The organism is Ensifer sp. ENS11 (assembly GCF_014851895.1).
Taxonomy (GTDB): Bacteria; Pseudomonadota; Alphaproteobacteria; order Rhizobiales; family Rhizobiaceae; genus Ensifer; species Ensifer canadensis.
In genome coordinates this window covers 1-18,006 of record NZ_JACVAN010000024.1, presented here as the reverse complement: position 1 = coordinate 18,006, position 18,006 = coordinate 1, and the positions used below count along the sequence as shown (strand labels likewise).

Annotated in this window: 15 protein-coding genes; 8 read left to right on the top strand and 7 right to left on the bottom strand. The window is 61.6% G+C overall.

Going from position 1 to position 18,006, the window contains the following annotated elements; all coding sequences use genetic code 11:
* Positions 1 to 5: 5 nt before the first annotated feature.
* A complete protein-coding gene (locus IB264_RS29390) occupies positions 6 to 869 on the bottom strand; it encodes a LysR substrate-binding domain-containing protein (RefSeq protein WP_192434580.1) in 864 nt (287 codons plus the stop codon).
* A gap of 105 nt (positions 870 to 974) precedes the next feature.
* On the opposite strand from IB264_RS29390, the gene IB264_RS29385 reads away from it, so the two are divergent.
* Entirely contained in the window at positions 975 to 1,385 is a 411-nt protein-coding gene (locus IB264_RS29385; RefSeq protein WP_192434578.1) for a 4-oxalocrotonate tautomerase family protein, read from the top strand.
* Between the two features lie 71 nt (positions 1,386 to 1,456).
* Here the strand turns inward: IB264_RS29385 and mmsB are convergent, their stop codons facing one another.
* The 4 genes from mmsB to IB264_RS29365 form a co-directional block, all read right to left on the bottom strand.
* On the bottom strand, positions 1,457 to 2,353 hold the full coding sequence (gene mmsB / locus IB264_RS29380) for a 3-hydroxyisobutyrate dehydrogenase (protein WP_192434576.1): 897 nt from the start codon (positions 2,351 to 2,353) through the stop codon (positions 1,457 to 1,459).
* A gap of 55 nt (positions 2,354 to 2,408) precedes the next feature.
* Positions 2,409 to 3,473, bottom strand: a complete 1,065-nt coding sequence (locus IB264_RS29375) for an enoyl-CoA hydratase/isomerase family protein (RefSeq protein WP_192434574.1) — start codon at positions 3,471 to 3,473, stop codon at positions 2,409 to 2,411.
* A gap of 12 nt (positions 3,474 to 3,485) precedes the next feature.
* Positions 3,486 to 4,628, bottom strand: a complete 1,143-nt coding sequence (locus tag IB264_RS29370; protein WP_025429054.1) for an isobutyryl-CoA dehydrogenase — start codon at positions 4,626 to 4,628, stop codon at positions 3,486 to 3,488.
* 122 nt (positions 4,629 to 4,750) lie between these two features.
* Entirely contained in the window at positions 4,751 to 6,169 is a 1,419-nt protein-coding gene (locus tag IB264_RS29365) for a short-chain fatty acyl-CoA regulator family protein (protein WP_057218849.1), read from the bottom strand.
* Positions 6,170 to 6,310: 141 nt separating this feature from the next.
* On the opposite strand from IB264_RS29365, the gene IB264_RS29360 reads away from it, so the two are divergent.
* The 6 genes from IB264_RS29360 (at position 6,311) to IB264_RS29335 (ending at position 14,041) form a co-directional block, all read left to right on the top strand.
* On the top strand, positions 6,311 to 7,843 hold the full coding sequence (locus IB264_RS29360) for an acyl-CoA carboxylase subunit beta (RefSeq protein ID WP_192434572.1): 1,533 nt from the start codon (positions 6,311 to 6,313) through the stop codon (positions 7,841 to 7,843).
* A gap of 11 nt (positions 7,844 to 7,854) precedes the next feature.
* Positions 7,855 to 8,145, top strand: a complete 291-nt coding sequence (locus IB264_RS29355) for a hypothetical protein (RefSeq protein WP_025429057.1) — start codon at positions 7,855 to 7,857, stop codon at positions 8,143 to 8,145.
* 30 nt (positions 8,146 to 8,175) lie between these two features.
* Positions 8,176 to 10,179 (top strand): acetyl/propionyl/methylcrotonyl-CoA carboxylase subunit alpha, encoded by a 2,004-nt coding sequence (locus IB264_RS29350; protein ID WP_192434570.1) that lies wholly within the window; start codon positions 8,176 to 8,178, stop codon positions 10,177 to 10,179.
* 178 nt (positions 10,180 to 10,357) lie between these two features.
* Positions 10,358 to 12,496, top strand: a complete 2,139-nt coding sequence (gene scpA, locus IB264_RS29345) for a methylmalonyl-CoA mutase (protein WP_192434568.1) — start codon at positions 10,358 to 10,360, stop codon at positions 12,494 to 12,496.
* Positions 12,497 to 12,702: 206 nt separating this feature from the next.
* Positions 12,703 to 13,284 carry a VOC family protein gene (locus tag IB264_RS29340; RefSeq protein WP_057204634.1) on the top strand — a complete coding sequence of 194 codons (582 nt, stop codon included), beginning with the start codon at positions 12,703 to 12,705 and terminating at the stop codon, positions 13,282 to 13,284.
* Between the two features lie 28 nt (positions 13,285 to 13,312).
* Positions 13,313 to 14,041, top strand: coding sequence for a glutathione S-transferase family protein (locus tag IB264_RS29335; protein ID WP_192434567.1), 729 nt, complete (start codon positions 13,313 to 13,315; stop codon positions 14,039 to 14,041).
* A 46-nt stretch (positions 14,042 to 14,087) separates the two neighbouring features.
* On the opposite strand, the gene IB264_RS29330 is transcribed toward IB264_RS29335, so the two are convergent.
* Both IB264_RS29330 and IB264_RS29325 read right to left on the bottom strand, forming a co-directional pair.
* Positions 14,088 to 14,720, bottom strand: a complete 633-nt coding sequence (locus IB264_RS29330) for a hypothetical protein (RefSeq protein ID WP_057218861.1) — start codon at positions 14,718 to 14,720, stop codon at positions 14,088 to 14,090.
* Between the two features lie 33 nt (positions 14,721 to 14,753).
* Positions 14,754 to 16,148, bottom strand: coding sequence for a selenium-binding family protein (locus IB264_RS29325; RefSeq protein WP_084814933.1), 1,395 nt, complete (start codon positions 16,146 to 16,148; stop codon positions 14,754 to 14,756).
* A 247-nt stretch (positions 16,149 to 16,395) separates the two neighbouring features.
* Between IB264_RS29325 and IB264_RS29320 the strand changes: the two genes are divergently transcribed.
* A complete protein-coding gene (locus IB264_RS29320) occupies positions 16,396 to 17,685 on the top strand; it encodes a hypothetical protein (RefSeq protein WP_192434565.1) in 1,290 nt (429 codons plus the stop codon).
* Positions 17,686 to 18,006 lie beyond the last annotated feature (321 nt).

The window sequence follows — 18,006 nt, the reverse complement described above, 5'->3', positions numbered from 1 at the left end:
AACTGTCAGCGCGCAGAAACCGCTTTTGAAAGTCCGTCGGCAAGAAGGCTCGCAAGCGTGGTCGCGGGCTTTTCGGCGCCGGCTTTGAGACGCAGGCTGAACTCGGCATCGGGCAAGGCCGGCAGCGCCAACCTTTCGGGCGCAATCGCCACACCCTCGCCGACGAAGCGTTCGGTTCGCGCCGTCAGCGCGATGCCGCCGCGGACCGCGGCGCGAAGCCCGGAGAGGCTCGGGCTTGTCGCTGCTATCCGGTAGGGCCGGCCACTTCCCTCAAGCGCATCGACGGCGGCTGAGCGGAAACCGCAGGGCGGATCGAGCACGGCAAGCGGCAATTGCTCGTCGACAGGCAGGACGTCCGGCGACACTGATAGCCAGACCATCGGTTCGCGCAACACTGCGACTTCGTCGCTCGCCGCGCTTTGCCGCATGACGATCATCACGTCCACAGCGCCCTGATCATATTGGGCCACGAGCTCTTTCGAACGGCCGACCCGCAGATCCAGCTGTACCCGCGGATGCGCGCGCGCAAACTGTTGCAGCAGCGTCGGCAACGTGCTGTCGGCAAAATCCTGGGTGCAGCCGAGCGACACGCGCCCGTCGGTACGTGCCCCCTTGAGGCTGAGCCACGCGTCACGGTGAGCGTCGAGGATCTTGCGGGCGTGGACCACGACATCTTCACCGGCTGGCGTCAGCACCCGGCCGCGCCCGGATGGTGCCAGCAACGCCTCGCCGATCAGAGCCTCCAGCCGCTGCATCTGAGCGGTGACCGCCGAAGGGGTTCGACCGACGACCGTTGCGGCATGCGCCAGCGAGCCGCTTTCGGCAAAGGCCAAGAATGTACGCAACAGGTCAGGATCAAGCGTGTGCATAACTTCACAATAATCGAACTATTAGTCAAAAACAATTCGATTTAATTACACCAATGGAAATGCGAGATTGGCTTCAACACCAACCGACACTTGAAAGAGCCAATCATGCCTATCATCAATGTCACCGTCACCGGCAAGGCCGACCCTGCCCTGTCCCAGCGCATCGCCACCCTCGTCAGCGAGTTGACGGCCACGCATTTGCGCAAGGATCCGACGATTACGGCCATCGTCGTCAACTATGCCGATCCGCTTCACTGGTTCGCCGGCGGCCGCTCGCTTGCAGAACAGGGCACCAACAGCTTCTGGCTTGATATCAAGGTTGTGGACGGCACCAACACCAAGCAGGAGATGGCAAGCTACCTTCAAGCGGTCTTCGCCGGTTTTCAGCAGTTGATCGGCAACGTGCATCCGGAAAGCTATATCCTCGTGCACGAAGTCTCGGCTGCCGCCTATGGTTTCGAAGGCAAGACGCAGGAGTTTCGCTACATCAGCAACCAGCTCAAAGCGGCAGTTTAGCCGCCACGTCTGGGATGGCCAAAAGTATACGGCGTCGGCTCGCATCGACGCCGTATACCGGTTACACCCGGTCAGCTGGGCTTTGCTTCCTCATTGCCGCGCAGCAGATGAATGAGCGCGGAAAAGTCTTCGCCACCATGGCCGAGTTTCTCGAACATGGAATAAAGCTGCGCTGCCTGGGCGCCCATCGGCGTCGAGGCGCCGCTTGTGCTTGCCGCCTGCTGCGACAGCTTCAGATCCTTCAGCATCAGGCTTGCTGCAAAACCGGGCTTATAGTCGTTGTTGGCAGGTGATGTCGGCACCGGCCCTGGTACCGGGCAATAGGTCGTCAGCGACCAGCATTGACCGGACGAAGTCGACGCAACATCGAACAATGCCTGATGCGACAGACCGAGGCGCTCGGCGAGCACAAAGGCCTCGCAGACGCCGGCCATGGAAATGCCGAGGATCATGTTGTTGCAGATCTTTGCCGCCTGGCCCGCACCGACGTCACCGCAATGAACGATCTTCTTGCCCATGGCGTCGAGCAGCGGCTTGCCGCGGGAAAAGGCATCATCCGTACCGCCGACCATGAAGGTGAGCGTGCCGGCGGCGGCCCCGCCGGTGCCACCCGAAACGGGCGCGTCCAGCGACAGGCATCCGGCCTTGTCGGCAAGCGCATGCGCCTTGCGGGCGCTGTCGACGTCGATGGTCGAACTATCGATCAGCAAAGTGCCGGGGTCGACGAAGCCGAGCAGTTCATCCCAGACATAGAGCACATGCGCGCCAGCCGGCAGCATGGTGATGACGCATTCCGCCTCGCGCACCGCATGCGTGATCGAACCTGCAACCGAAACACCCGTCTTTGCCGCAGCGTTGCGCGATGCCTCCGACAGATCGAAGCCGGTCACCGCGTGGCCGGCCTTCACCAGATTGGCGGCCATTGGGCCGCCCATGTTGCCAAGCCCGATAAAGGCGATCTTCGTCATCTTCACTCCTCCTGAATTGCAATTCGACCGACGCCAACCGGAGCGACTAGCTCCCTCAGGCGACAAACAATGGCAGGTGATCTCGGTTCGTAAATTGCGCGCGCTTCTCTTCCGTCACATCGGAAAGGCCCAGCGACCATCTCGGGTTGCGGTCCTTGTCGATGACGGCGGCACGTACGCCCTCATAGAAATCGGGATTGGAGAGCATGCCGAGCGTGGCCGAGTATTCCCGCTCGAGACATTCATTGAGCGAGGCGCTCTTGCGTCCGGCACGCAGGAGATCGAGCGTTAGTGCCATGCTCAGCGCCGAACGCGAGCGAAGCAGCGCCAGCGTTTCCCTGCCGAAGTCACTGTCTTCCGCCTCGAGCGCGGCAAGGATCTCCTCGACCGTATCGAAGGCGAAACACCGGTCGATTGCCTTGAGATGCGCCGCGAGCGGCGATGGCGGAACCTGCTCGGCCACCCCTTGAATTGCGGCATCGACATCCGCGGCCCTGGCTGAAGACGGCAGCGCGGCAAGGGTCGAGAACAGCTCGTCGAGCTTGGCGGTCGGCACATAATGGTCGGCAAGGCGCGCATGGATTGCATCAGTGGCGCCGATGTCGCGGCCGGTAAGCCCGAGATAGGTGCCGAATTCGCCGGGCGCGTGCGGCAGCAGCCAGGTGGCGCCGACATCCGGGAAATAGCCGATGCCAGTTTCCGGCATGGCAAGCCGGGTGCGCTCGGTGACGACACGGTGGCTGCCATGTGCCGAGATGCCGACACCGCCGCCCATGACGATGCCGTCCATGATGGCAACGTAGGGCTTCGGGTAAGCGGAAATCCGGCTGTTGACGATGAACTCCTCGCGCCAGAACTGTGCGCCTTCGGCCGGCCGCTCGCGCCCGCTCTCATAGATCATGCGGATGTCACCGCCGGCGCAAAGCCCGCGCTCGCCTTCACCCGTCACCATTACGGCCGCGACAGAAGGATCGCTCTCGAACTCGGTCAGCGCTTCGGCGATCAACCGGATCATCGGAACGTTGAGGCTGTTCAACGCCTTCATGCGATTGAGCCGGATGCGGCCGATTGCGCCCTGGCGTTCGACGATGACCTCAGGTGCTGGCGCCTGCATTTCCATGAAAAGCCCTTCCTATTTCCGGCCGAAGATCGAGCGCGCCACGATGAGCCGCATGATCTCGTTGGTACCCTCGAGTATCTGGTGCACTCTCAGGTCCCTGACAATCTTCTCGACGCCGTAGTCGGCGAGATAACCATAGCCGCCATGGAGCTGCAGCGCGTCGTTGGCGACGGCAAAGCAGCGATCGGTGACGAAGCGTTTGGCCATGGCGCAAAGTTTCGTCGCCTCGGGGTCACCAGCATCAAGTGCCGAGGCCGCGCGCCAGAGGAAGGTACGGGCGATTTCGAGATCGGTTGCCATATCGGCGAGGCGAAACTGCAGTGCCTGGAACTCGCCGATCGCCTTGCCGAAGGCGCGACGTTCCTGGACATAGGCGAGTGCCCGGTCGAAGGCGGCCTGCGCACCGCCGAGCGAGGCTGCGGCAATGTTCAGCCGGCCGCCGTCAAGCCCGCCCATAGCGATCTTGAAGCCGTCGCCCTCGGCACCGAGGCGGTTTTCAGCGGGGATCCGGACCCCGTCGAGCATCACGGCGCGGGTGGGCTGCACATGCCAACCCATCTTCTTCTCGTTCGCGCCGAAGGTGAGGCCGGCCGCATCCTTTTCCACCACGAAGGTGGAGATGCCCTTCGGACCGTCCTCGCCGGTTCTCGCCATGATCACATAGAGGCCGGACACACCGGCACCGGAGATGAACTGCTTCTGGCCGGTCAGCACGTAGCTGTCACCGTCCTTGACAGCCTTGGTCTTGAGTGCTGCCGCATCCGAACCGGATCCCGGCTCGGTCAGGCAGTAGCTCGCCAGCGTCTCCATCGTCAGCAACTTCGGCAGCAACCGATGGCGCTGCTCGTCGGTGCCATAGCGGTCGATCATGCCGGCGCACATGTTGTGAATGGAAACGAAGGAGGCAACCGCCGGGCAGCCGGTTGCCAGTGCCTCAATGATGATGGCGGCGTCGAGCCGTGTCAGGCCGGTGCCGCCGACATCGTCGCTGATATAGATGCCTGCCATGCCGAGGGCGGCTGCGGCCTGCAGCTTATCGACCGGGAAATGCTTTTCCTGGTCCCACTCAATGGCGTGAGGCGCCAATTCGTCGCGAGCGAAGTCGAGTGCCATCTGGCGGATGGCTTCCTGTTCCTCTGACAGGTGAAAATCCATATGCATGTCCTCCCTGACCGCATATTGAACGATTGGGGCTAGTTACACCAAATTCCGTACAGGCACAGGTGCAACTTCTCACAGGTTCTGTTCAAAAACGAACAGATCCCTGCAAAAGTCCATTAGCTTTCACTCAGACGATACGGCAGAGCGCCGCGCAAGTCATGGTCGACGATCAGTCTTCGCTTCAATGGTGGCACGGCGCGGCTGGCGCATTTCGTGCGCTCGCAGATGCGGCAGGATATGCCAATAGGATCGAACGCCGCGCGGTTGCCGAGATCGAGGTCGTCGGCGTAGACGAAGGCGTCGGCGTAGGAGATCTCGCAACCGAGTGCCAAGGCGTAACGCGGCTGTGCGGCGCGAAAGCCGCCACCGCCCTTGGTGATCTGCGTTGCAAGGCAAAGGTAGCGCACACCATCAGGCGTCTCAGCGAGCTGACGAATGATGCGGCCGGGCGTCTCAAACGCCTGATGCACGTTCCAGAGCGGACATGCTGCACCGAAACGGGCAAACTGCAGCTTGGCCGCACTATGGCGCTTGGTGATGTTGCCGGCCCGATCGATGCGGGCAAAGAAGATCGGCACGCCCTTCTGGCCCGGACGCTGCAGCGTCGACAGCCGATGACAGACCTGCTCGAGCGACGCACCGAAACGCGCCGCCAGCAGCTCGACGTCGTGCCGGAGTTCGCGCGCCGCCTTGTGAAAGGCCTGGTAAGGCAGGATCAGCGCACCGGCGAAATAGTTTTGCAGCCCAATTCGACAGATCTCGTAGGCTTCCTCCGTGCGGAAACCGGCGCCGCCGGCCACCCGGTCGATCTCTTCTCGGGCGTGCAACTGAGCGATCTGCAGTGCAATCTGGAAATCGCGTGTCGCGGCCGGGGCATAGGGGTTCAGCGTCAACAGACGGGCACGCGGATCGTAGCGCCGGATCGCCTCGTCGCCGGCCGCACCCCGCAAGACACGCACGCCGTGGCGCTGCTCGAGATAGGCGGCCAATGCTGCATGGTTGTCGCCCTCACCGAGCCCGAGTTCGCCTGCAAGTCGCTCGGCGAGAACGTCGATGTCGTGGATATAGTTGTCGACGAAGTGGAAGAAGTCGCGAACTTCTTCATAGGGCGTCGTCTCCACCGAAGACCCGCCGCGGCCGATGGTATCGTCGATGCTGGCCAGTTGCTCGCTGTTGCGGCGATAGGCCTGGTGACAACTGATCAGCGCATGCGCTAGCCCCGGCGCATTCTGGGTGATCAGCTTCAATTCCTGCAGGCTCGGCGAATAGGTCTCGAACAGCGGATCGCTCAAGGCTTCCGACAGGGCAGACAGCAGCCTGTCGCCCTCCCCGGTCGAAAGTTCGGCGATATCGATCTGAAACTTTTCGGCAAGTGCCAGAAGAACGGAAGCCGATACGGGCCGCTGGTTGTTCTCGATCTGATTGAGGTAGCTGGTGGAGATGCCGATGCGCTCGGCGAACTGCCCCTGCGTCGCCCGGTTTGCATCCCGAAGCTCCCTGACCTTGCGGCCGATATAGAGTTTGCCGATCGCCATGTTCGCAACTTTGCAATTTACATTTCGCAATATTCTCTATTTCACATTTGCACATGAACGGGCGTTTTACCATCCTTCCTTCGAGGCTATTGCGAAGCGACAAACGCCTCTGCACAATCACGGAAAAACCGGGAGGGAATTATGCGCGCCATACTTGAACAGGTCGAAGCTCGCCGGGCGGAGGCAAGAGCCGGCGGCGGCCAGCGGCGTATCGACGCCCAGCACGGCAAAGGCAAGCTGACGGCACGCGAGCGCATCGAGGTTCTGCTCGATGAAGATTCCTTTGAAGAATACGACATGTATGTCACGCATCGCTGCGTCGACTTCGGCATGGACAGCCAGAAGGTGGCCGGCGACGGTGTCGTCACCGGCTGGGGCACGATCAACGGCCGGCAGGTCTATGTGTTCTCCCAGGACTTCACGGTGCTCGGCGGCTCGCTGTCGGAAACCCACGCGCAGAAGATCTGCAAGATCATGGATATGGCAGTCAGGAACGGCGCGCCGGTCATCGGCCTCAACGATTCAGGCGGTGCGCGCATCCAGGAAGGCGTCGCCTCACTTGCAGGTTATGCCGAGGTCTTTCGCCGCAATGCCGAGGCATCGGGCGTCATTCCGCAGATCTCGGTGATCATGGGCCCTTGCGCTGGCGGCGCCGTCTATTCGCCGGCAATGACCGACTTCATCTTCATGGTGCGTGACTCATCCTACATGTTCGTCACCGGCCCCGACGTGGTGAAGACCGTCACCAACGAAATCGTCACCGCCGAAGAGCTTGGCGGCGCCGGCACGCACACGAAAAAATCCTCCGTCGCCGACGCGGCCTACGAAAACGACATCGAGACGCTTGAACATGTACGCCTGCTCTTCGATTTCCTGCCGCTCAACAATCGCGAGAAGCCGCCGGTCCGGCCGTTTCATGACGACCCGTCGCGGCTGGAACGCAGGCTGGACAGTCTCATCCCCGACAGCGCGGCAAAACCCTACGATATGAAGGAACTCATCCTTGCGCTTGCCGACGAGGGCGATTTCTTCGAGTTGCAGCAGAGTTTCGCGCGCAATATCATCACCGGCTTCATTCGCATGGAAGGCCAGACCGTCGGCGTCGTCGCAAACCAGCCGATGGTCCTTGCCGGCTGCCTCGATATCGATAGTTCGCGCAAGGCGGCCCGGTTCGTCCGTTTCTGTGACGCCTTCTCGATCCCGATCCTGACCCTCGTCGACGTGCCGGGCTTCCTGCCGGGCACCGCCCAGGAATATGGCGGCGTCATCAAGCATGGCGCCAAGCTGCTTTTCGCCTACAGTCAGGCAACCGTACCGATGGTGACGCTGATCACGCGCAAGGCCTATGGCGGCGCCTATGACGTCATGGCCTCCAAGCATATCGGCGCCGACGTCAACTATGCCTGGCCGACCGCCGAGATCGCGGTGATGGGCGCCAAGGGCGCGACCGAAATCCTCTACCGCTCCGAACTCGGCGACGCCGAGAAGATCGCGGCGCGTACGAAGGAATACGAAGAGCGCTTCGCCAATCCGTTCGTCGCCGCAGAACGTGGTTTCATCGATGAAGTGATCATGCCGCACTCTTCGCGCCGCCGCATTGCCCGCGCCTTTGCCTCGCTTCGCAACAAGCAGGTCGATATCCGCTGGCGCAAGCACGACACGATCCCGTTGTGATGGAGGCAATCATGGAGCCGGAACGCGAACGCATCATGACACCGGAAGAGGCCCGACGCGACCATCGCGAGATGCTGCGTTACCTGGCGGTCAACGCGCTCTATGGCCTTGCGACCGGCGCGACCGTCGCCGGCGTGCTGATCTGGCTCAATATCGGCGCGGTCGGCACCCATATCGCCCGCTCCACCAGCCCCATCCTCGCCACGGCCATGGTCGTCGTGCCGTTTGCGCTGCTTTTCGGCGGCGCCGTTGCGGCATCATCGATCGCGCTCCTGCCCTATCGGCGCAAATTCAAACGCTGACGCGACACCAAGGATTTGAAAGAGAAACGCATGTTCAAGAAGATCCTCATCGCCAACCGTGGCGAAATCGCCTGCCGCGTCATCAGAACCGCGAAGAAACTCGGCATCGCCACCGTCGCCGTCTATTCCGACGCCGATCGCGATGCCATGCATGTGCGCATGGCCGATGAGGCCGTGCATATCGGCCCCTCGCCTTCGGCGCAGTCCTATATCGTCATCGACAAGATCATCGAGGCGATCCGCAAGACCGGCGCCGATGCGGTTCATCCCGGCTACGGCTTCCTGTCGGAAAATGCTGCGTTTGCCGAAGCGCTCGAAAAGGAAGGCGTTGCCTTCATCGGCCCGCCGGTTGGCGCAATCCAGGCGATGGGCGACAAGATCACCTCGAAGAAGCTTGCGGCCGAGGCCGGTGTCTCCACCGTGCCCGGCCACATGGGCCTGATTGCGGATGCCGACGAGGCCGTGAAAATTTCCGGATCGATCGGTTATCCTGTGATGATCAAGGCGTCGGCCGGCGGCGGTGGCAAGGGCATGCGCATCGCCTGGAACGACCAGGAAGCCCGTGAAGGCTTCCAGTCCTCCAAGAACGAGGCGAAAAACTCGTTCGGCGACGACCGGATCTTCATCGAAAAATTCGTGACCGAACCGCGCCATATCGAAATCCAGGTTCTCGGCGACAAGCAGGGCAACACGCTCTATCTCGGCGAGCGCGAATGCTCGATCCAGCGCCGCAACCAGAAGGTCATCGAGGAAGCCCCCTCGCCGTTCCTGGATGCCGCCACCCGCAAGGCCATGGGCGAACAGGCGGTGGCACTGTCAAAGGCCGTCGGCTATCACTCGGCCGGCACGGTCGAGTTCATCGTCGATGGCAATCGCAACTTCTATTTCCTCGAGATGAACACCCGCCTGCAGGTGGAACACCCAGTCACCGAACTCGTGACCGGCCTTGATCTTGTCGAGCAGATGATCCGCGTTGCGGCCGGCGAAAAGCTCACCTTCGGCCAGGCGGACGTGAAGCTCAACGGCTGGGCGATCGAAAGCCGTCTCTACGCCGAAGATCCCTATCGCAACTTCCTGCCCTCGATCGGCCGGCTGACGCGCTACCGCCCGCCTGTGGAAGGTGCAAACGACGACGGCACAGTGATCCGCAACGACACCGGCGTCTTCGAGGGCGGCGAAATCTCGATGTATTATGATCCGATGATCGCCAAGCTCTGCACCTGGGGACCGGACCGCCTGACGGCCGTCGAGGCCATGGCGGAAGCACTCGACCAGTTCGAGGTCGAAGGCATCGGTCACAACCTGCCGTTCCTCTCCGCCGTGATGCAGCAGCAGCGCTTTCGCGACGGCCGCCTGACGACCGCCTATATCGCCGAGGAATTCGCCGACGGTTTCCATGGCGTGACGCCGGATGAAGCGTCGGCGCGCAAGCTGGCGGCGATCGCCGTCTCGATCAACCAGACCCTGCAGGAACGTGCCAGCCAGATTTCCGGCACCATCGGCAATCATCGTCGCATCGTCGGCTACGATTGGGTGGTCAATCTTGCCGACATGGACTTTGCGTTGACGTCAGGCGCTTCGGCCGACGGCGCCTATGTCCGCTTTGAAGACGGCACGTCCGCATCGATTGCCGGCGACTGGACGCCGGGCCGCACGCTCGCCACCTTCAACATCGACAATCAGCCGATGAGCGTAAAGGTGGAACTGACGGGTACGGCGATCAGGCTGCGCTGGCGCGGCATCGACGTGATTGCCCGGGTCAGGAGCCCGCGTGTCGCCGAGCTCGCCAAACTGATGCCGAAGAAGCTGCCGCCGGACACCTCCAGGATGCTGCTCTGCCCGATGCCCGGCGTCATCACCTCGGTCTCGGTCAAGGCCGGCGATACCGTGGAAGCGGGCCAGTCGCTGGCGATTGTTGAAGCGATGAAGATGGAGAACATCTTGCGCGCCGAGAAGCGCGCCACCGTCAAGCGCGTGGCCGTTATCGCCGGCGCAAGCCTCGCGGTCGACGAATTGATCATGGAATTCGAATGATGGTTGCTGTGCAATTACGTCTTCACCCTCATTCCTGTGCTTGTCGCAGGAATCCAGCAGCGCCGCGTGCGCGGTGCACGAGATCATTTGTTCACGCGAAGAACTTCGCGTGACTGGATCCCTGTGACAGGCACTGGGATGAGGTCCGAAAGGTGCCCTTTGGGCCAAGGAGTTACCGATGAGCGATAAGACCGTGAAAGATTGGGAAAACCTCGCCGAGCGCGAACTCAAGACGGCGCCGGAAAATCTTACCTGGCAGACGCCGGAAGGCATCGCGGTCAAGCCGCTCTATACCGCTGACGATCTCGATGGCATCGGCCATCTCGGCTCATTGCCTGGCTTCGCGCCATTCCTGCGCGGCCCGCGCGCGACGATGTATGCCGGCCGGCCCTGGACGATCCGGCAATATGCGGGATTCTCGACGGCAGAAGCCTCGAACGCCTTTTATCGCAAGAACCTCGCTGCCGGCCAGAAGGGCCTTTCTGTCGCCTTCGACCTTGCCACCCACCGCGGTTACGACAGCGATCACCCGCGCGTCGAGGGCGATGTCGGCAAGGCGGGTGTGGCGATCGACAGCGTCGAGGACATGAAGATCCTGTTCGATGGCATTCCGCTGGAGGAAATGTCGGTATCGATGACCATGAACGGTGCTGTCATCCCGATCCTCGCCTCCTTCATCGTCGCCGGCGAGGAACAGGGCGTTTCGCGCGGCAAGCTGTCGGGGACCATCCAGAACGACATCCTCAAGGAGTTCATGGTCCGCAACACCTATATCTACCCTCCGGAACCCTCGATGCGCATCGTTGCCGATATCATCGAGTACACGGCAAAGGAGATGCCGAAGTTCAACTCGATCTCGATCTCCGGCTATCACATGCAGGAGGCCGGCGCGACGCTGGTGCAGGAGCTCGCCTTCACGCTCGCCGATGGCCGCGAATATGTGCGCGCCGCCCTTGCCAAGGGTCTGAACGTCGACGAGTTCGCCGGTCGCCTCTCCTTCTTCTTCGCCATCGGCATGAACTTCTTCATGGAGGCCGCCAAGCTTCGCGCAGCACGGCTGCTGTGGACGCGGATCATGACGGAGTTCGAGCCGAAGAAGCCGTCTTCACTGATGCTGCGCACCCATTGCCAGACATCGGGCGTCTCGCTGCAGGAGCAGGATCCGTACAACAACATCATCCGCACCGCCTTCGAGGCGATGTCGGCAGCCCTTGGCGGCACCCAGTCGCTGCACACCAATTCCTTCGACGAGGCGATTGCGCTGCCGACCGAGTTTTCGGCGCGCATCGCCCGCAATACCCAGCTGATCCTGCAACATGAGACGGGCGTCACCAAGGTCGTCGATCCGCTGGCGGGCTCCTATTACGTCGAGAGCCTTACCAACGAGCTGGCGGAAAAAGCCTGGGCGCTGATCGAAGAGATCGAGGCGATGGGCGGCATGACCGAGGCGGTCAATGCCGGACTGCCGAAACGGCTGATTGAAGAGGCGGCCACCCGCCGGCAGGCGGCGGTCGACAAGGGCGAAGAAGTGATCGTCGGCGTCAACAAATACCGTCTCGACAACGAAGAGCCGATCGACATCCTGGAGATCGACAATACCGCCGTGCGTGCCGCCCAGATCCGCCGGATCGAGGAAACCAAGCGTCGGCGCAATTCGCAGGATGTGGCAAAGACACTGGCCACTATTACCGAATTTGCCCGCACCGGCGACGGCAATCTGTTGGCCGCCGCGGTCGAGGCGGCCCGTGCCCGGGCAACCGTCGGCGAGATCTCTGACGCGATGCGCGCGGCCTTCGGCGACCATGCCGCAACGCCCAAGGTCGTCAGCAAGATCTATGGCAAGGCCTATGAGGGTGAGCCCGAACTGGCCGTGCTCACCGAACGGCTGGGCGAGGTCTCGGACAAGCTCGGCCGCAAGCCGAAGATCATGGTGGCAAAGCTCGGCCAAGATGGCCACGACCGGGGAGCCAAGGTGATCGCTTCGGCCTTTGGCGATATCGGCTTCGACGTTCTGGCCGGCCCGCTGTTCCAGACCCCCGAAGAGGCGGCCGACATGGCGCTTGCCAGCAAGGTCAACGTCATCGGCGTGTCATCGCTTGCCGCCGGCCACAAGACCCTGATGCCGCAGCTTGCCGATGCGCTGAAAAAGCGCGGCGGCGAGGATATCATCGTCATCTGCGGCGGCGTCATCCCGCGGCAGGATTACGAGTATCTGATGGATAACGGCGTGTCCGCCGTCTTCGGCCCCGGCACGAACGTCCTTGATGCCGCCCGCGCGGTGCTCGACCTGATCGAAGGCAAGCGGCGAAACATTTGAAGCCTGACCGCACCGGGATTCCACCGGTGCCTTCTTCAAAGGACGGGCGCGACTGCGCACTAGCAGTCCATCCAGTCCGCTCCGGTGTTCGACAAGCAAGAGCCGAAGTCGAAACGGGTGTAACATTGCTGTCTGGAACCCGAGCGGCGCGCACAATTGTCCAAGGACCGTTTTTCCGCCGGGGTTCAATCTGCGGGAGGACGGCAATGCGCAAACTTCAATCGCAAGGGGTCCATCACATCACGCTCGTCGGCGCGAACCGCCAGACGTCGATCGACTTCTGGGAGGGCGTGCTCGGCATGCCCTTCATCTTCGAGCAACCGAACCTCGACAGGGCGGCGGAAAGCCATCTTTATTTCGATCCGGGCGATGGCCGCCTGATCACCGTCTTCACCGACGAGGCCCGCAAGCCCGATCCCGATCGGACATCGACGGATATCGGCTGCGTGCATCACATCGCTTTCGCCGTCTCGCGCGCGACGTTCCAGCAAGCGGTCGACCGTCTCAACGAGCGGGAGATCCGCCATAGCGGCGTCAAGGATCGCGGCTTTATGGATTCGATCTATTTCGAGGACCCACTTGGCCTGTTGATCGAGCTTGCGTCCTATCGGTTCGAACCGCCGGCCGGCCATACTCATGCCGAGGTGCTGATGGAAGCGCACCGGATTCGCGTCGCCCGCAGCGAATACGCCATCGCCGAGGAGCATCTCGCCGATGCCATCGAGGCCCTGGTCGAGCGGACCCGGCCTTCATTGTCAACCGATCGGGTGCCCAGGAATCCGTACTGAGCACCCCCGCGAAAAGGGAGGAACACTCGTGTCTGCAATCAAACTCAATGTCATCAAGCCCAGCGTCAACAACCTGACGGCCCGCGTGTTCGTTCGCGCCGCAGGTCTCGATTTCAGCGAGCATGACGTTTATGGGCTTACGCGCTCGGCCGAGTATCTGGCGAGGGCGCCTTCGCACCTGACGCCGATGATCGAAACGGCGGATTTGCCCAAGGGCGCACTGTGGGAAAGCTGCGCGATCATGCAGTATCTCTGCAACAAGCACGGGCTCAACGACTTTTATCCGAAGGATCCCGAGGCGCGCGCAATGATCGACAGCGCCATGTTCTACCTGATCGGCACCTTCTATCCCTATCTCGCGCGCGCCACTTATCCGGTGCTCAAGTTCCCACAATATCCAGGCGAAGTCGGCTATAGTGATGCAGACGCCGCCACCAAGGAGCATGCGCGCAAGCAAGCTGCGGATGCGCTGGCCGAACCGCTCGAAGTCTTCCACACGTTCTATATGGGCGAGAAACCCTTCATCGGTGGCACCAAACCGTCGATTGCCGACATGAGGCTTGCAGCGACGCTCGAATTCCTCGCGGTAATCGACTATTCCCTGCCGGCCTGGGCGGCAACCTATATGGCGGCGATCGAGAAATCGCTCGGCAACGCCTACTCCGAACCCGCCGCCGATGTTCGCGGCTATATCGACTACGTGAGAGCCCAGAGGGAAGAGGAACTGACAGGAAATAAACGTGATCGAATAGAATGAGTGAGAGCGGATGCGGGAGAAGAACCGCAATGACGGCATCGGCCGTTCATTGGACAAGAAGCGCTATGCCGGTCGCGCCGAGCGCCAATGTCCAGAGACGATCGAAGTTGATCCACGCTGAGCGCAGGGCCGCAAGCCCCAGCCACTCGAAGACGGCGAGCGCGACCGCCGCGATGACTGCGAGCATGACGCCGCTATGCACCGCAAGGGCGGCAAGCGCGACCGGGAGTGAGCTCGCCATTGGCATTGCGAGGTCGCCGGAGCGATCGGCCAGACAGATGCTGAGCATTGCGGGCACCAGCATCAACCCCGCCCCGTGGCTCGTTGCCATCAGGAAGGACCAGAACGCAAGGCCGGCCATGCCGGTTCGCATTCCCACTCTGACGCGTTGGCGGTGTCCGTAAACGGCGCCGTAGGCGGCAAGGCCAAGTATGAGCGAGGCGGCGGCAAGCCTGAAGCTGTCCAGATCCAGGGCTGCGCCGAATGCGATGACCACCACCAACACGGTCGCGATGGAAATCGCATGGCCAATCGCAATGGGAACAAGGGACAACCAGACGGTCCGCCGGCTCTGGCGGTGAAGCCCCAGCGCCACGGCGAAGAGCCAGCCCATCGCCGGATTGAGACCGTGAAAGGCGCCGAGGCCGGCAAGTGAAAGCCATGGCCAGAAGGTCGTCATTCGCCATGGTAGGGCCGCACGCCCGCACCCTCCTCACGGATAACAATAGGAATCGGACGAGCAGTCCCCGCCTTCCAGGCGAACCTGATGCGGGCGATGGCCTTTCGGCCAATCGACGAAGAAATTCTCGTCAAACGCGATTCCGCCGCCCTCATTGACATCCAGCTTGACCATCCACCCGTCGATACCGTCGGGATAGAATTGCGGGTCGATTGCGCCATAGAGCGAATTGGTGAAATAGACCCGCTTGCCGTCCCGGCTGATCTCCACCATCTGCGGCCCGCCGTTCAACGCTCCGTTTGCAGCCTTCGGATGGGTCGCTCGTGATACGATCCCACCGATGCGCACTCGGCCCGTCTCCTTCGGGGCGAATGGGTCGGAAACATCATATTGGATCATGTCACCGGTGCCCCAACAGGAAACATAGAGGAACCGATCGTCCATCGACAGGTCGATGTCCGTGACGAGCGGTGCGACCGCGCCGAAGCCCTTGAGCACGGGCGGCAGGAGATCCGGATCGGCGGGCTCTGCCGGGATCTCGATCACCTTCTTGACCGCCCATTGGTTTCCGTCGCGATACCAGGTCCAGATCGATGCCGAGAGGTCCTTGATGCTGATGACACAGCCGACGAAACCGTAGGCCCTGGTCGGATCGTGGGCCGGGCGCAGTTCAAAGATGAGTTGGTGCTCCTCGCCGAGGTCGATCTCCTGCAGGTGCTTGCGCTTGTGCAGATCCCAGAAGTGCAGCCTGCGGCCGTATTTCGAACCGAGCAACACTTCCGGAACCAGCCCGTTCTCGAAGGTATCCGGCGTGCCCCATTCGCTGGTAATCAGCGTGTCGTGACCGAGATGCCACCAGAAGTCATAGGCGAGCTTCTGCGGTCCACGATCCATTTCCCATTGGCCGAGCACGTCGAAACTCTCGTGATCCAGCAAGAAGATGCCGCCGGGCGCATTACCGTCGCGGTCGGCGAGCGCGTTGACGTAGATGCCCTCGGGGCCGCAATGGATGGTGTGCAACCGCGAATAGTTCGCCTTTTCGGCAATTTCGGAAGGCTCGATCACGCGGATGATCTTCGGATTGCGCGGGTCCGGCTTGGTGTCGATGATGTGGAGCCGCGAAGATCTCAAACCCGGGACTACGAGATAGCGACGCTCGACATGCGGGTGCGGCGCATTGGGGCAAAGACAGGAGGAGCAGGCGTTCCAGCCGAAATGATGGAGCTCGTCGCCAACGTTCGGCATATCGACCTGTGCAACGATTTGCGAATAGCTCGGTGACGTCGGGTCGACATCGACCACGGCGATTGCATCCGGCCTCGCTCGCTCAGGATCGAAGGCTGCGACATAGGCCAAGGTTTCCTTGGGAGCCTTGGCCGCCATGCGTGGTGAAGGATAAAAAGAAGGATCGGGTCGCCACGTCGCCATTTCCATTCTCCCTGGAGAATTCCCAATGCGTGGATCCTGATGCAGGCATTGGTGATGCGGCAAAAACGCGTCGGAAATGCGGCGCATTGCCTCATTTTCTCAAAAGGAGAGATGCGGCTTCCTGTGGGGGCATTGCGTCGATCATCGTCTGGGGCTTACCGCCCCGCTTGTCGCCCTATCTTCTGTCGGGATCTTGGTTTGGGGCGCCATGGTTGTGCTCTGGCCAAAGTGCACTTATGTTCTGGTCATGACGTCGATAGCAGATGCGCTCGGTCCCATTGGCCTCATGGGACGTTTGCTTGCCCGCTTTTGGCCGCAACTGCTCCTTATCGGGGCGGCAGGCTATATCGTGCGGGACCTGCTGCTGCGCGCCGCGGTCGAAGTGGGTTTGCGCCACCCGCTCGGCGGTATGGTGGTGCTGTCGCTCGTCGTTCTTGCCAAACTCATCATCGTCGTCCTGATGTTTCTAGCCCTGCGTCCGGGATTGCCCGCGCTGGAATCGCTCCGGCAGACGAAGAGCGTGCCGGTCTCGTCAGGCAAATCCGGCAGCAACGATCGGCGCTTGCTGGCCGTAACCGCCGCAGCGATTTTGCCGTTCTTCGCCTACTACGCGGCGTGGGGCTTCCTCGGCAACACGGTGCGTGAATATTCCCGGCTGGCACTCGACAAGGTCGCTTTCGGCGAGAAGGCCGATTTCTTTGACATTCTCAGTTCACGCGGCCTGCTTCTGTCCATCGCTATTTGCTGGTTCGTACGTTGGGCCGCCAAGCGCATGAGCAAAAAGAGCGAAGCGCCAACTTGGCGCTTGCTGATCGTTGCAGCCGACGCGAGCTGGATCTTTATCGGTCTCTACGGGCTTTCGATCTGGAAGGATGAATTCATCACCTGGCTCGGCGCCGGCAAGCTCCTGACCTCTCTTGGCCAGGGCATCAGCTTGCAGCTGATCGGCGTTGCCTATGCCGCGGAGAATTTCATACCCGTGGAGTTTCGCAAGCCCGACTGGCTGACACAGGCGCAGAGCCTGTTCTTCTACGCCCTCTTGCCGATGGTCTGGCTGGTGATGGCCGCAATCATCAACGGCTATGAACTTTCCGCGGCCGGTCCCCGCACCATGCCGGCACGGACTAGTGCACGGAGCTGGCGCAAATGGCTCATCGATTTTCTCGAACACTTCGTCAGCGACTATCGCTCGCGTTATGGGCCGGTCTGGACCTGCCTGAAGCTGACACTCGGCGCGGGGCTTGCAACCTTGCTCACCTTCATCGTCGCCTATCGCCTGATCGGTTGGCTTGGCGCATGGGTCTGGTTTGCAACAACGCGCCTGCTCGGCGTCGAAGAGTTCGCGACCTGGGAGTTTGTATCCAGCATCCTGGTCGTCTTCATCGGCAGTCCCAGCGATCTCGACGGCGGCATCTTGCTCGATGCCATGCGCATCTCGCTGCTGGCAGCCATGCTCGAACGAGCCATTTCGCAGGCAACACCTGCGGCGGCCCCTGAAGCGCCGCGCATCTTATCAGACGCGCAAAGGTCGCTGTAACACTTTGAATTGCTGCGGGCGTGCAATCCTATCGTCGCACCTGATGTCCGAACTTCGGCTAGCGACCAAAGGGGAAGTTCGACCCAATGCGGGCCTGACGCGTCGACGCGAACCCGTCGGGCGCGTTGCGTGATTAGGCAGGAACGTAGGTCCCAACCTGATCACGTCATCCCGGATACCAGGCGTCAGATTCTATCCACTCTCATGTTCGCCTTTTCAAGTCGCAGGCATAGAAATTCTCCCGCCCGATGTTCTCGGACGTCGTGTTTCGTATGAGTGCGTCCTGGGGAAAGCAGGAGGCACGGTCAATGAACGACGGTT

Coding starts and splice junctions, on each gene's coding strand:
- IB264_RS29350 (WP_192434570.1), top strand. CDS start 8,176: ATGTTCAAGAAGATCCTCATCGCCAACCGTGGCGAAATCGCCTGCCGC.
- IB264_RS29365 (WP_057218849.1), bottom strand. CDS start 6,169: ATGGCGATCGGCAAACTCTATATCGGCCGCAAGGTCAGGGAGCTTCGG.
- mmsB (WP_192434576.1), bottom strand. CDS start 2,353: ATGACGAAGATCGCCTTTATCGGGCTTGGCAACATGGGCGGCCCAATG.
- IB264_RS29385 (WP_192434578.1), top strand. CDS start 975: ATGCCTATCATCAATGTCACCGTCACCGGCAAGGCCGACCCTGCCCTG.
- IB264_RS29340 (WP_057204634.1), top strand. CDS start 12,703: ATGCGCAAACTTCAATCGCAAGGGGTCCATCACATCACGCTCGTCGGC.
- scpA (WP_192434568.1), top strand. CDS start 10,358: ATGAGCGATAAGACCGTGAAAGATTGGGAAAACCTCGCCGAGCGCGAA.
- IB264_RS29325 (WP_084814933.1), bottom strand. CDS start 16,148: ATGGCGACGTGGCGACCCGATCCTTCTTTTTATCCTTCACCACGCATG.
- IB264_RS29355 (WP_025429057.1), top strand. CDS start 7,855: ATGGAGCCGGAACGCGAACGCATCATGACACCGGAAGAGGCCCGACGC.
- IB264_RS29320 (WP_192434565.1), top strand. CDS start 16,396: ATGACGTCGATAGCAGATGCGCTCGGTCCCATTGGCCTCATGGGACGT.
- IB264_RS29375 (WP_192434574.1), bottom strand. CDS start 3,473: ATGGAAATGCAGGCGCCAGCACCTGAGGTCATCGTCGAACGCCAGGGC.
- IB264_RS29370 (WP_025429054.1), bottom strand. CDS start 4,628: ATGGATTTTCACCTGTCAGAGGAACAGGAAGCCATCCGCCAGATGGCA.
- IB264_RS29360 (WP_192434572.1), top strand. CDS start 6,311: ATGCGCGCCATACTTGAACAGGTCGAAGCTCGCCGGGCGGAGGCAAGA.
- IB264_RS29330 (WP_057218861.1), bottom strand. CDS start 14,720: ATGACGACCTTCTGGCCATGGCTTTCACTTGCCGGCCTCGGCGCCTTT.
- IB264_RS29390 (WP_192434580.1), bottom strand. CDS start 869: ATGCACACGCTTGATCCTGACCTGTTGCGTACATTCTTGGCCTTTGCC.